Here is a 13,763-nt window from a genome sequence, read left to right as displayed (position 1 = left end):
GACCGCCATGCTGGCGCTCGCTCTGGCAGGCTGCTCGCGGCGCGGCGAGATCGACGCGACGGGCGGCATCGTCGCTGTGCGATCAGCCTGCCCCACGGCGGCGATCCCGGCGCAGACTGGCGACATCACCGTGTTCAACCCGGCAAACAGCACCGACGCATCGGCGATCGATGTCGTGGCGAACATCACTGACCTGCGTTCGACCTGCGCGGATGGCGACCAATTCTACACCGAAGCGACCTTTACCGTGAACGCCCGCCGCACCGATGCCGGCGGGGCGCGGCAGGTTGTCCTGCCTTATTTCTCGGCGGTGGTGCAGGGCGGTAGCGCCGTGGTTGCCAAGCGCATCGGTGAGGTGACGCTGGACTTCGCGCCGGGTCAGTATCGCGCCAGCGCGCAGGCCAAGGCCGGTTCCTATGTGAACAAGAGCGCGGCCACCCTGCCGGCGGAAATCCAACAGAAGATCACCCAGAAGCGCAAGGCCGGTGATGCCGATGCCGCGATCGACCCGTTCGCCCAGCCAGACGTCAAGACCGCGTTGCAGCGCACCAGCTTCGAACTGCTCGTGGGTTTCAACCTGACCCAGGATCAGCTTCGATATAACGCCACGCGCTAGGAGCGAACTCAGTTTCGTTCGCCCTCAGCTTGTCGATGGGCTGTTCTTCTTGTCCAAGAAAGTGCAGGGCTTCGGCAGGCTCAGCCCGAACGGGTCTTTAGCTTTTCGAGGAACTGTCCCGTGTCTCTCTACACTCGTTTCACCGCCCATCTCGATGCCGTGCTCGACGCGCTTGAGGCTGACGGCGTTCTGCCCGCCGGCCTCAATCGCAAACCTGTCACCGTCGAGCCGCCGCGCGATTCCAACCACGGCGACCTAGCCACCAACGCCGCGATGGTGCTGGCCAAGCCGGCTGGCACGAACCCGCGCGCTCTGGCCGAAGCGATCGTGGCCAAGCTTCAAGCGCTGGATGAGGTGACAAGCGCCGCGATCGCCGGGCCTGGCTTCATCAACATGACGCTGACAGACGCGACCTGGCGTGCGGAACTGGCCGCGATCCATGCCGATGGCGCCGACTATGGTCGGTCCGCTCTGGGACAGGGCGTCAGCGTCAATGTCGAATATGTGTCGGCCAACCCCACCGGCCCCATGCATATGGGCCATTGCCGGGGCGCGGTGGTCGGCGACGCGCTTGCGACCCTGCTCGAATATGCCGGGCACAAGGTGATCCGCGAATATTATATCAATGATGCCGGCGGTCAGGTGGACGTGCTCGCCCGGTCGGCGCATCTGCGTTACCGCGAGGCGCTGGGCGAGGATGTCGGCGCGATCCCCGAAGGGCTTTATCCCGGCGATTATCTGGTCCCGGTGGCCCACGCGCTGGCTGCCGAATATGGCGACCGTTTCGCTGGTGCGCCCGAATCCGACTGGCTGGTGACATTCCGCACCTTCGCCGTGGCGAAGATGATGGACATGATCCGGAGTGATCTGGCGCTGCTCGGCATCCACCATGATATTTTTTCGTCGGAGGCGGAATTGCAGGCGGCGGGCAAGCCGGCCGAGGCGGAAGCCTGGCTGCGCGCGCATGACCTGGTCTATGACGGCGTGCTGGAAGCGCCCAAGGGCGAATTGCCCGATGATTGGGAACCGGTGGAACTGCCGCTGTTCCGCTCCACCAAGTTCGGCGACGATCAGGACCGCCCGATCAAGAAGTCGAACGGCGCATGGACCTATTTCGGTGCCGACATGGCCTATCATTTCCAGAAGGCGCAGTCGGCCGATCAACTGATCGACATTTGGGGCGCGGACCATGCCGGCACGGTCAAGCGCATCCAGGCCGCCGTGGCCGCCCTTACCGAGGGCAGGGCGCGGTTCGACGTCAAGCTCATTCAGATGGTCCGCCTGCTGCGCGACGGCGAACCGGTGAAAATGTCCAAGCGCGCGGGCAATTTCGTGACTCTGGCCGATGTTGTGCAGGAAGTGGGCAAGGATGTCGTCCGCTTCACCATGCTGACACGCAAGGCCGATGCGCAGATGGATTTCGATTTCGCCAAGGTGGTGGAGGCGTCGAAGGACAATCCGGTCTTCTACGTCCAATATGCACATGCCCGCATTTCCTCGCTCGGACGTCGCGCTGAAGAGGCTGGTATCGCGCTGCCCGCGCCTGACCTGTCCCTACTTGGGACGGCGGAGCTGAGCCTGGTCAAGCTCGCCGCGCAGTTTCCCCGCGTCGTCGAAGGCGCGGCACAAGCGCGCGAACCACATAGAATTGCCTTCTATCTCAATGATCTGGCCTCGGCATTTCATGGCTGGTGGAATATGGGCAATGACGATCCGGGCGCACGCGTCATCCGCGCCGACGATCCGGCGCTGACTGCTACGCGCCTTTCCCTGGCGCAGGGAATAGGGCAGATTATCCGCAACGGGCTGGCGCTGATGGGCGTGGCCGCGCTGACTGAAATGCAGTGATGGACGGGAAATTCTGACGATGGGCGATTATGCGCGGGGCCGACTCGATCTGGACGATGACGATCGGCTGCCCTGGCTGGAACCGGCAATCGATGAGGAGGAGGAGCGGATTTCGCCGCTTCGCATGCTCGGACTGATCCTGCTTGGCCTGCTGCTGATCGGCGGAGTCGTCGCGGGCATCTGGTGGGCGCAGAATCGCAATGGCGCGGGCGGCGCTGGCGAACTGATCGCCGCGCCCGAAGGCAATTACAAGATTCCCGCGAACGAGGCTGACGCCCGCAAATTTGCCGGCGAAGGCGACGCCAGTTTTGCCGCAAGCGAAGGCGTCGCGCGCGATGGGCGCATCGACCCCAGCCGCGTGCCCGAAGCGCCCATCACCGGCACTGCGCCCGCACCGGGCAATGCCAAACCTTCCGTCGCGCCCAAGGCAGGGCAGAGCGTTTCTGCGCCGGTGACTGATGAAACGTCGCAACAGGCTGCACCGGTCAAGCAGGCCAAGGCAACAGGCGGTACGATCCAGCTGGGCGCTTATGGCAGCGCATCGGGGGCCAAGGACGCCTGGGGTCGGCTGTCAAAGCGTTTCGCCTATCTGGCGCCGCTGGCGATGACCGTGGAATCGGCCGAGGTCGGTGGCGGCACTGTCTATCGCCTTCGCGCCAGCGCCGGGGCGCAGGCGGCGACCATCTGCGGTCGGTTGAAGGTGGCGGGGGAAAGCTGTCTGGTCGTCAACTGACGGGAAAGGCGTGACCGGCGGCACCGCCGGTTATAGCCGGCCCGTCATTTGCGCTTCGACAGGCGCGATGGTCGACGCTAGATATCCTGGGATGAAACCCGTCATTTTCGGCCTGTCCGGCGAAACCCTCACCCCTGACGAACGCGCCTTCTTTGCCGAGGCTCAGCCGGCGGGATACATCCTGTTCAAACGCAATATCGTCGATCGGGCGCAGGTGCGCGCGCTCACGGATGATCTGCGTGCGATCCATGGCCGTGAGGACCTGCTCATCATGATCGATCAGGAAGGCGGGCGCGTTGCGCGGATGCAGGCCCCGGTCTGGCCCAGCTTTCCGCCCGGAGCGATCTTCGACCGGCTCTATGATGCCGCCCCGTCCAGCGCGATCGCCGCGGCCCATGCCAATGCCCATGCCATCGCGCTGACTCTGGCGGAAGTCGGGATCACGGTCGACGCTCTGCCGCTGCTCGACGTGCGGCAGGACGGGGCGAGCGACATCATGGGCGACCGCACGCTGGGGGCTGAGCCGATGCGCGTCGCCGCGCTGGGGCGTGCCGTGCTGGAGGGGCTGGCGGCTGGCGGCGTGGTCGGCATCGTCAAGCATATGCCCGGTCATGGTCGCGCGCTGGTGGACAGCCATCTGGAACTCCCGGTCGTCACCGCCGATGCGGAGCAATTGGAAAGCGACCTGGCACCCTTCCACACGCTCCGCAGCGCGCCGATGGGGATGACGGCGCATGTCGTCTATACCGCCTGGGATGCCGACCGGCCCGCCAGCCTGTCGCCCACCGTGATTAGCGGGATCATCCGGGAACGCATCGGCTTTGACGGCCTGCTGATGTCCGACGATCTCGACATGAAGGCGCTGAAAGGCTCGATTCCAGACCTCGCCACCGCCGTGGTCGCGGCCGGATGTGATCTGGCGCTCAATTGCTGGGGGCGGATGGAGGATATGGTGGGCATCGCTGATGCGCTTCCCGACATTAGCGATGTGTCACGCGCACGGCTCGACCGCGCCATGGCGAGTGTGAGCCGGGGGAGCGAACAGCCACCGCTGGAGCAATTGCTGGCGACGCGCGATCAGTTGTTAGAGCTGGTGACGGCTTGATTGGGTGAATGACGGGGAGGGGTAGGAAGTCGCTGGGCATAAAATGGGTTTGGGAGAGCAATAGCTGCCGTCCCAAAAATCATGGATATGCTATGACTGGGCAATCTGTTCGCAAATGAAGTTTGCCCGTTCCGCTACTGATGCGAGCGGCAGCATGACAAGCCTATAGCCCAAGCCGGAGTATGCATCGACCATCGCATGAAAGGTGGATTCGGCTTCCGCGAACGTCTGCTTTCGTTCAGCGTCACGTTTGAAAATCTCTGGCCAAGGCGGGGCAATGAAGACTCTGTTTGAATATCTCCGCTGCTCTGCCGCCCGAAGCGCGGTAGCCGGCACCGGCAACCTGCATAGCCGTAAGTAGCCAATAACGTCGGGGATGCCGCGATCAAAGATTACGGGACCGGGAACATTTAAAGCTTCTCGATAAGACCGCATCTCCCATGCGAGCATTAATATCGCAAAAGCTTCACGATCGGCCCACGGCAAGGCAGTACCACCAATATCGACCTGATCCTGAATGATTGCTCGACCGGCTTCCGGCATACGGCCCAAGCCCCTTGCGGCCAAAGCATCAATTAGGCTCGTCTTGCCTGATCCAGGACCGCCGGTGATAACGTGAAATTGGTCAGCCATCGTCTATCTCGGCGTCTCGCATTGGATCGTGGTTCGGGAATAACCGGCTTGGGTGACTAGCGGATGGTCCTGTTCCGCATCGGAGCGCCTATCTTTAATCGCGCGAATACGCAGACATGCCGAAAAATCCCGCACGGCCTCCGCGTCTCCGTATGCACATTCCCCCTCGGCGTAGCTTGGGCGAAGGGCTATTTCTGGTCGTCACTGCCTGTCCACGACTTCTCAGCCCGCGCAGGCTGGGATTTAAAGCGTATATCGCTTCGTCGCCCATGACCCCAGCTTTCGCCGGGGGGGACGGACCGTGCTCGACCCCGAATGCTCCGCCTCAACCACCGCCCGGTGCGTTATGACCGCCGGCCGGCACCGGTCCGCCGCTGGGCGCGTGGCCATTGTCGGGATTGCTGTCCCAGTCGATATGATAGAGGTCAAACCGACGGTCGCGCAGGTTGCGCACCGTGCCTTCGGCCCGCGCCCAGCTGAGGTCGGCCAGGTTCACGTCGGCCATGGTCAGCGTTTCGACATTCTCGGTCGATTCCGCCGCGATGCCGTCCCGCGCGAAGGGCAGGTCGCAGGGCGTCAGGATCGCGCTCTGGGCATATTGGATGTCCATATTGTCGACATTGGGCAGATTGCCGACATTGCCGGACATGACGACATAGCATTGGTTCTCGATCGCGCGGGCCTGCGCGCAATAGCGCACGCGCATGTATCCCAGGCGCGAATCGGTGCAGAAGGGGACGAAGATGATGCGCGCGCCCTGGTCCACCAGCCGCCGCGCCAGTTCGGGAAATTCGCTGTCGTAGCAAATGAGGACGCCGATCGGCCCGCAGTCGGTCTGGATCACGTCCAGTGAATCCCCGCCCTTGATGTTCCACCAGAAGGCTTCATTGGGGGTGGGGTGGATTTTTTCCTGCGTGTGGATCGACCCGTCGCGAAGCGCGACATAGGCGATGTTCTGAATATCGCCATCCTCGGCGCGCGTCGGATGCGATCCGCCGATGATGTTAATATTATATTCCAGCGCCATGCGCCCCAATTCCCGCGTCAGGCGCGGGGTGTAATTGGTGAGCTTGTCGATCGCCTCCATGGGCGAGAGCTTCTTGGTTTCGAAGGACAGCAGGGGCAGGGTGAAGAGTTCGGGGAAGATGATGAAGTCTGACCGGTAATCCGCCGCCACATCCACGAAATATTCGATATTGCGAATGAACTCGTCGAAATCCTCGACAGCGCGCGCCTGCAACTGGCAGGTGGCGAGCCGGACGCTCTCCACCCCGCGCGGCACGCGCATTTCGGGCGCTTCGTCGGGGTCGACATAAGGGTTGCGCCACACCAGATGCGCGGCATGGCCGTCCGACTGCTTGTCCTCGGGCAGGTAGTTTTCCAGCACGCCCAGCGGCTCGAACTGGTTCTTCAATTGAAAGCTGATGACCTGGTCGCGCAGCTTGCCGGTGACGACCTTGTCCAGATAGTCCTGTGGGCTGCCGGCGCGCCGCTTCGCTCTGGCATAGCCAGGCATGCGACCGGCAATGACGATGCCGTGCAGGTCCAGTTCCTCCGCCAGTTCCTTGCGTTCGTCATAGAGCCGCTGGCCGATGCGCAGGCCCCGCAGCTTGGGATCGACCGCCATTTCATAGCCGTAAAGCCATTCGCCGGCCGCGCTATGGCGCGTGCCAAAGCCGTTTGCGGTGATTTCCTCCCAATCATGCCGGGCAAAGGCCATCGCCTTGCTGACGCGCATCGTCGCGCAATAGCCGACGACCTTGCTGTCATAGAGAGCGACGAAGCAGCCATTGGGGAAATTGTTGATCTGGCCGCGGATGGTGGCCAGCGAATAATTGGGCATGCCGGGATAGGCGCGGGCGATCAACCGCTGGATGCCCCGCACATCCGAAGGAACGGCCGCACGGACCTCCAAACGCTTCTTGCCCGTCGTCGTCACGCACTGCCTCCTTGTCGCATATGTACAAAGAAAAAGGCGGCGTCGGATGCCCGGCGCCGCCTCATTCCGTTAGCGTATTGAACCGAACGCGGTACGATCAGTTCCACTTGCCCATTTCGGTTTCCAGATTGACGCGGATCGCCTCGAAGAACTGCTCGGTGGTCATCCACGCCTGTTCCGGGCCGATGAGCAGCGCCAGATCCTTGGTCATCTTGCCGCTTTCGACGGTCTGGATGCAGACCTTTTCCAGCGTTTCGGCGAACTTTACGACGTCGGGCGTGTCGTCGAACTTGCCACGGAACTTGAGGCCGCCGGTCCAGGCAAAGATCGACGCAATCGGGTTGGTCGACGTCGCCTTGCCCTGCTGATGCTGGCGATAGTGGCGCGTGACGGTGCCGTGCGCGGCTTCGGCTTCGACCGTCTTGCCATCGGGGGAGAGCAGGACGGAGGTCATGAGGCCAAGGCTGCCAAAGCCCTGCGCCACCTGGTCCGACTGGACGTCGCCGTCGTAATTCTTGCACGCCCACACGAACTCGCCGCTCCACTTGAGCGCGGAGGCGACCATGTCGTCGATCAGGCGGTGCTCATAGACGATGCCGGCGTCCTTGAACTTCTGGTCGAAGCCTTCGGTCTCGAACACTTCCTGGAACAGATCCTTGAAGCGGCCGTCATAGGCCTTGAGGATCGTGTTCTTGGTCGACAGGTAGACCGGCCATTTGAGGTTCAGGCCATAGTTGAACGAGGCGCGCGCGAAGTCGCGGATCGAATCGTCCAGATTGTACATGGCCATGGCGACGCCCGAACCGGGGAAGTCGAACACTTCGCGGTCGATCGTCTCGCCATTTTCGCCCTCGAAGACCAGGCGCAGCTTGCCGGCGCCAGGCACCTTGAAATCGGTCGCGCGATATTGGTCGCCAAAGGCGTGGCGGCCAACGACGATCGGCTTGGTCCAGCCGGGGATCAGGCGCGGGACGTTGGAAATGACGATCGGCTCGCGGAAGACGACACCGCCCAGGATGTTGCGGATCGTGCCGTTGGGCGACTTCCACATTTGCTTTAGGTTGAACTCCTCAACGCGCGCTTCGTCCGGCGTGATGGTGGCGCATTTGACGCCGACACCATATTCCTTGATCGCGTTGGCGGAATCGATCGTGATCTGGTCGTTGGTTTCGTCACGCTTCTCGACCGAGAGGTCATAATATTTGAGGTCGATGTTAAGATAGGGAAGGATCAAACGCTCGCGGATCCATTCCCAGATGATCCGGGTCATTTCGTCGCCGTCAATCTCAACGACGGGGTTTTTCACCTTGATCTTCGCCATAGCGCGTCTTCGCTTTCTTCTCTCGGGTGGAATTTGCCATCGCCCTAGGCAAAGCGGCGGCAATGTTCAACTGCGGAAGCCGCGCAGGGGGATGCGGGGAGCCATAGGCGGCATCGGTCGTTGTCAGCGCATCAGTCTCTGCCTAAGACGAGTCCATGGAAAATAACGAAATCACGATCGCCGCTGGCGGCAATGTCAAATGGCGCTGGCCATCGGTCCACCCCGAAGGCATGAAGTTCGGCCTGATCGCTGCGGCGATCACCGCAGTGCTGTTTCTGGTCGGGTGGGACATTGTCGGCTGGCTGGTGCTGATGGTGACGATCTGGGTTTTCGCCTTTTTCCGCGATCCCGTCCGCGCTGTGCCGCAGGATGAAGGGGCGATCATTGCACCGGCCGATGGCCTCGTCACCCTGATCCAGCGCGTGCCGCCGCCGCGCGAAATGGCGGGGGTAGACGGCCTTGGCGACCAACCGCTGATCCGCGTTTCGATCTTCATGAGCGTGTTTGACGTGCACATCAATCGCACGCCGATCGGCGGAACGATCAAGTCGGTCGTCTATATTTCGGGCAAGTTCCTCAACGCCGATCTCGACAAGGCGAGCGAGGATAATGAACGGCAACATATATTGGTGGAGCGGCATGACGGGCTGCGCATCGGCTTCACGCAGATTGCGGGCCTGGTCGCGCGTCGCATCGTGCCCTTCGTCAAGCCGGGAGACATGGTGGCCGCGGGCCAGCGCATCGGCCTCATTCGGTTCGGCAGCCGGGTCGATGTCTATCTGCCCGCCGGCACTGCGCCGCGCGTGATCCTGGGCCAGCGCACCGTTGCTGGCGAAACCATCCTTGGCCAGATTGGCGACGCACGCGTCGTGCCAGGTATCCAGCAGTGACGGCGGGTCTGTCATGAGCCGCCAGCGTCGCGCCATCCCGCGCGGATTGCGTCGCGGCATCACGCTGCGCATGGTGGCGCCCAATGCCGTCACGGCCATGGCGCTTTGCTTCGGGCTGACGGGGGTGCGTTACGGCATCTCCGGCGAATGGGAACGGGCCGTTCTGTCGATCCTGTTTGCAGGCGTACTGGACGGTCTGGACGGGCGCATCGCTCGGCTGCTGCGGGGCGAAAGCCGTTTCGGCGCGGAACTCGACTCCCTTTCAGACTCGATCGCCTTCGGTGTTGCGCCAGCGTTGATCCTCTATCTCTGGTCGCTGCACGCCATGCCGAAATTCGGATGGATTTTCGCTTTGACCCATGCGCTATCGTGCGCGCTGCGACTTGCCCGCTTCAACGCGAATATCGATGCGGATGAGCAGCCGCACAAATCGGCGGGCTTTCTGACCGGCGTGCCCGCACCGGCCGGTGCAGGGTTGGCGTTCGTGCCGCTCTATCTATGGCTGGTGACTGGTGCCGACATCTTTCGCGAGTGGTATGTGGTGGCGCCTTGGACGGCATTCACCGCCTTCCTGATGATATCGAACATTGCGACCTATAGCTGGTCAGCCCTGCGCCTGCGCAAACGGATCCGGCTCGAAGCGATCGCGGTAGCCGGTCTGCTGGCTGCGCTGCTGGTCACGGACCCTTGGCTGACCCTGCTTATATTGTGTGCAGCATATGTCGCACTCATTCCCTTTGGCGTCCTATCCTATGCGCGCGTCAGGAAACAGCGGGACGCCGCTGCGTCGATTTGACTATCAAGCGGCTGAAAGAGGGTGGGCAGCTAACGAACGCGTATCAGGCGCGCGCAGGCGATTCGTCACACGGGGACGATTGATGCGAATATGGTAAACCTGCGGAGTTTGCGGGATAGGCTGGAAGAGAAGGGCTGCCACCATCTTGTCATGATAGGCGGCAACCATCCATATGATGGTTCCAACCGCCATTAGGAACGCGGCAGAAAATAAGGTCGCGGCAACAAACGTGAACATGATCGTCACTTTCCGTCTTGCCATTTGCACGGCAGGTCTCACTATGACGGACTGAACAGTTATTAACCGTATTTGTTCCGTCTGTTCCCTTTATGTTCCTATGCAGGGCGCGTGTCAACCCTTGCCTTTCGGATGCCTGACGTATAAAGGCGCGCCCATTCCACATGGGAATCACCATATCCGGTGCCAGACCGGCCTTTCAGGCCGTGCGACGGTTCCCGATTCCCAGAGGTAGCAACCGGAAGGAGAAAGATTATGGCGACCCCTGTCGTCAGCATGCACCAATTGATCGAGGCTGGCGCCCATTTCGGCCACCAGACCCACCGCTGGAACCCGCGCATGAAGCCGTACATCTTCGGCGAGCGCAACGGCATCCACATTCTTGACCTGTCGCAGACCGTGCCGCTCTTTGGCCGTGCGCTCGATTTCGTGTCGGCGACCGTTGCTGCCGGCGGCAAGGTGTTGTTCGTCGGCACCAAGCGCCAGGCGCAGGATCCCATCGCGGACGCTGCGCGCAAGTCGGGCCAGCATTTCGTCAACCATCGTTGGCTGGGCGGCATGCTTACCAACTGGAAGACGATTTCGGGTTCGATCAAGCGCCTGAAGACCCTCGAGGAAAAGCTGTCGGGCGACACCCACGGTTTCACCAAGAAGGAAGTGCTCCAGATGACGCGCGAGCGTGAGAAGCTGGAACTGTCGCTGGGCGGCATCCGCGACATGAACGGCATCCCCGATGTCATGTTCGTGATCGACGCCAACAAGGAAGAGCTGGCGATCAAGGAAGCCAATACGCTGGGCATCCCGGTCGTCGCGATCCTCGATTCGAACGTTTCGCCTGACGGCATCGCCTTCCCGGTTCCGGCGAACGATGACGCCAGCCGCGCGATCCGCCTCTATTGCGAAGCCGTCGCCGCCGCCGCCACCAAGGGCAACCGTGGCGCGCAGCAGGCGTCCGGCGTCGATATCGGCGCTCTGGACGAGCCCGAAGTCGAGCAGGTTGCCGCCGAAGCCTAAGAGCGTCGCGCAACTGCAAACATGACAGGCTAGGGCGCGCTCCACCGGAACGCGCCCTAGTGTGCATCTGAATACCGCTTGTTTGAAACATCGAAACTTAGGAGCCGAAACATGGCCGAGATTACCGCTGCCGCCGTCAAGGAACTGCGCGACCGTTCGGGCGCGGGCATGATGGATTGCAAGAAGGCGCTCACCGAAGCCAATGGCGATTTGGAAGCCGCGACCGACTGGCTGCGCGCCAAGGGCCTGGCCGCCGCGCAGAAGAAGTCCAGCCGCACCGCTGCGGAAGGTCTGGTCGGCGTCGCCGTCGCCGGCACCAAGGGCGTTGCCGTTGAAGTGAACAGCGAAACCGACTTTGTCGCCAAGAATGACCAGTTCCAGGATTTCGTTCGCACCGTTGCGACGGTAGCGCTCGAAACCGGCGCTGCCGACGCCGACGCGCTGTCGAGCGCCGCTTACCCCGGTGGCGGCACAGTCAATGAAAAGCTGGTGTCGAACATCGCCACCATCGGCGAAAACCAGAATGTCCGTCGCGTCGGCCATGTCGAAGTGAGCCAGGGCGTCGTCGTCCCTTACGTCCACAACGCCGCGGCGCCCGGCCTGGGCAAGATCGGCGTGCTGGTCGCGCTGGAAGGCGATGCGCCCGCCGACGTCATGGAGCCGCTCGGCAAGCAGCTTGCCATGCACATCGCCGCGGCCTTCCCGCTGGCGTTGTCGGCCGACGACATCGACCCGGCCCTGCTGGAGCGTGAACGCGCCATCGCCGCTGAAAAAGCCGCCGAAAGCGGCAAGCCCGCCGAGATCGTCGCCAAGATGGTCGATGGCGCGGTCGCCAAGTTCGCTAAGGAACAGGCGCTGCTCAGCCAGCTGTTCGTGATGGACAACAAGACCCCGGTCGCCGACGTCGTCGCCAAGGCGGCGAAGGATGCGGGCAAGTCGATCACGCTCAAGAGCTATGTTCGCTTCCAGCTGGGCGAAGGCATCGAAAAGGAAGTCAGCGACTTCGCCGCCGAAGTGGCTGCCGCTGCTGGCGTCTGATCGTCCGACCTGACCGAAAAATGGAAAGGGGCGCTCGCATGAGTGCCCCTTTTTTCATGCCTGGCCCTGGGCGACCGCGCCCAGCTTGCGCCATCGCGGCAGCGTCTGGTTAAGGAAGGCGGCCGCTCTGTCCGGTGTGATGGCGGTTTGACCGTCAGCCGGCGCGCCCTGATCCCCCATAGGCTTGTCTGCGCATGTTGCAGCCAGGGACTTAGCGTCGATGCGCCCCTTCGCGGCCAGCCATGCGTCGAGCAGCCTCAGATCGTCGGCCGTCGCGACCACCGCCGATCCCAGCGAAGCGGCTGCAAGATGATCATAGCGGCGTCCCCGCGATGCTTCTTCGGCGATGAAGCGGTTGAGGCCCTGCACCGCACGGATCGGCGCAGGTGCGCTTCGCCCCACGCCCACGATCCGCGCATGCAGGAGCAGGGCCATGATCTGCAGCGCGTTTGACCTGCCTTGCTTGCGCATCGCGGGCAGCGCCAGCAACTCCCCGATCGACCGCCCGCCGGCGTCGAGGGCGGACACAATCTCTGCATAGGCGGGGGCCTGCAGGATAATCTCGCTGAAGCTGGTAGCGATGGTCAGGCTATCCCCTTCCACTGGTTTTAGCAGATATATTTTTTTCCCTTCGAGCACCACATCGCCCGCAGGGGTTGGCCATAAAGAAGAGGGACGAAAAACGTCGCGGCGAAAGGACTGGTTGATCACCAGATCCTGAACATCGATACGCAGAACGCTGCTGACCTGTTCTTCGACCGTGGCGCGCAGGAGCGGCGGCAGCGCGCCGGGGAGCAATGTTTCGGCGAGCGAGGCGGTGCCGACGAACGTCAGGCCCTCGCCCGCCACTTCCTTTGCAACCTCCGAATGCCAGAGCGGATGCCATCCTGCGTGCAGATATTCGTGGATCAAATAGTTGCTCGCTTGGCGCTTTACGGCGGCAAGCCGGCTTTTCAGGCCGGGTAGAATGCGAAAGCTGTTTGCCCCACCTGCGGCCAACCGGTCAAACAGACCAATCGATGCCTGCATGACAGCCTCGCTCGGCTGGTTGCTTTCCTCCTTCAACAGGCGGCTGATGTGACGGAACGGCATGGACCCCAGCCAGCCGGGCTGCGCATTATAGCCGATATAGACCAGGCCGCCGGATGCTGTCGCTTGGCCCAGGCAGCGGACAAGTGCCGTGCGGACTGGCGGCGTGATCCAGCTATACACGCCGTGCAGGGAGACATAGTCAAACCGGCCAAAATCGACCGGCCACTGCTGCGCCAGTGCGACGAAGTCACCATCGCTGAATTGGATGTTCGTCAGCCCCGCCGCCCGCGCGACGGCGCGCGCATGGGCGACATGGTCGGGCAGGAAGTCGACGCCGACAAACTGGCCTTGGGGGTTGGCAGCAGCCAGCAGGCATAATCCCATGCCCTGGCCGCATCCCAATTCCAGATAGCGGAAGGGCGCTTGGCCATCTCGTCGAGCCGGCGCTGCTCCGGCCAGCATTGCCGACAGATCGAGCCAGTCCGGCGCCATTTCCGGGCAAAAGCCATATGTATAGCCAGCAGAGGCGTCATAGCCGTGAAAATCGACCGCTGACATGAT

General features: G+C 62.4%; 13 protein-coding genes. 8 read left to right on the top strand and 5 right to left on the bottom strand.

The features are described 5' to 3' along the window. Positions 1-7 precede the first annotated feature (7 nt). The 4 genes from LL253_RS00775 (at position 8) to nagZ (ending at position 4,302) form a co-directional block, all read left to right on the top strand. Complete coding sequence (locus LL253_RS00775; protein ID WP_228226083.1) at positions 8-616, top strand: hypothetical protein; 609 nt, start codon at positions 8-10, stop codon at positions 614-616. A 120-nt stretch (positions 617-736) separates the two neighbouring features. Continuing rightward, entirely contained in the window at positions 737-2,464 is a 1,728-nt protein-coding gene (gene argS / locus LL253_RS00770; RefSeq protein ID WP_228225847.1) for an arginine--tRNA ligase, read from the top strand. A gap of 19 nt (positions 2,465-2,483) precedes the next feature. Continuing rightward, positions 2,484-3,197 (top strand): SPOR domain-containing protein, encoded by a 714-nt coding sequence (locus tag LL253_RS00765; RefSeq protein ID WP_009822329.1) that lies wholly within the window; start codon positions 2,484-2,486, stop codon positions 3,195-3,197. 91 nt (positions 3,198-3,288) lie between these two features. Further along, positions 3,289-4,302 (top strand): beta-N-acetylhexosaminidase, encoded by a 1,014-nt coding sequence (gene nagZ / locus LL253_RS00760; protein ID WP_228225846.1) that lies wholly within the window; start codon positions 3,289-3,291, stop codon positions 4,300-4,302. Positions 4,303-4,392: 90 nt separating this feature from the next. Here nagZ and LL253_RS00755 read toward each other — a convergent pair whose 3' ends face one another. The 3 genes from LL253_RS00755 to LL253_RS00745 all read right to left on the bottom strand — a co-directional run bounded on the left by LL253_RS00755 (position 4,393) and on the right by LL253_RS00745 (position 8,195). Continuing rightward, positions 4,393-4,935 carry an AAA family ATPase gene (locus LL253_RS00755; protein WP_228225845.1) on the bottom strand — a complete coding sequence of 181 codons (543 nt, stop codon included), beginning with the start codon at positions 4,933-4,935 and terminating at the stop codon, positions 4,393-4,395. A 325-nt stretch (positions 4,936-5,260) separates the two neighbouring features. After that, positions 5,261-6,874 carry a GNAT family N-acetyltransferase gene (locus LL253_RS00750; RefSeq protein WP_228225844.1) on the bottom strand — a complete coding sequence of 538 codons (1,614 nt, stop codon included), beginning with the start codon at positions 6,872-6,874 and terminating at the stop codon, positions 5,261-5,263. Positions 6,875-6,971: 97 nt separating this feature from the next. Next, entirely contained in the window at positions 6,972-8,195 is a 1,224-nt protein-coding gene (locus tag LL253_RS00745) for an NADP-dependent isocitrate dehydrogenase (protein WP_228225843.1), read from the bottom strand. Positions 8,196-8,350: 155 nt separating this feature from the next. Between LL253_RS00745 and LL253_RS00740 the strand changes: the two genes are divergently transcribed. Continuing rightward, positions 8,351-9,085: a phosphatidylserine decarboxylase gene (locus LL253_RS00740; RefSeq protein ID WP_009822324.1), complete on the top strand. Its 735-nt coding sequence runs from the start codon at positions 8,351-8,353 to the stop codon at positions 9,083-9,085. Positions 9,086-9,155: 70 nt separating this feature from the next. After that, positions 9,156-9,881, top strand: a complete 726-nt coding sequence (locus LL253_RS00735) for a CDP-alcohol phosphatidyltransferase family protein (protein ID WP_228226082.1) — start codon at positions 9,156-9,158, stop codon at positions 9,879-9,881. A 3-nt stretch (positions 9,882-9,884) separates the two neighbouring features. On the opposite strand, the gene LL253_RS00730 is transcribed toward LL253_RS00735, so the two are convergent. Next, a complete protein-coding gene (locus LL253_RS00730) occupies positions 9,885-10,118 on the bottom strand; it encodes a hypothetical protein (protein ID WP_228226081.1) in 234 nt (77 codons plus the stop codon). 255 nt (positions 10,119-10,373) lie between these two features. On the opposite strand from LL253_RS00730, the gene rpsB reads away from it, so the two are divergent. Both rpsB and tsf read left to right on the top strand, forming a co-directional pair. Then, positions 10,374-11,132, top strand: a complete 759-nt coding sequence (rpsB, locus tag LL253_RS00725) for a 30S ribosomal protein S2 (protein ID WP_009822321.1) — start codon at positions 10,374-10,376, stop codon at positions 11,130-11,132. A 111-nt stretch (positions 11,133-11,243) separates the two neighbouring features. Beyond that, on the top strand, positions 11,244-12,170 hold the full coding sequence (gene tsf, locus LL253_RS00720; RefSeq protein WP_228220802.1) for a translation elongation factor Ts: 927 nt from the start codon (positions 11,244-11,246) through the stop codon (positions 12,168-12,170). 54 nt (positions 12,171-12,224) lie between these two features. Here tsf and LL253_RS00715 read toward each other — a convergent pair whose 3' ends face one another. After that, positions 12,225-13,760: a class I SAM-dependent methyltransferase gene (locus tag LL253_RS00715; RefSeq protein WP_228225842.1), complete on the bottom strand. Its 1,536-nt coding sequence runs from the start codon at positions 13,758-13,760 to the stop codon at positions 12,225-12,227. Between the last annotated feature and the right edge of the window lie 3 nt (positions 13,761-13,763).

This window comes from Sphingobium soli, from assembly GCF_020782245.1.
GTDB lineage: Bacteria > Pseudomonadota > Alphaproteobacteria > Sphingomonadales > Sphingomonadaceae > Sphingobium > Sphingobium soli.
The sequence above is the reverse complement of the archived record's forward strand: the minus strand, read 5'-3'. Positions and strand labels throughout refer to the sequence as shown.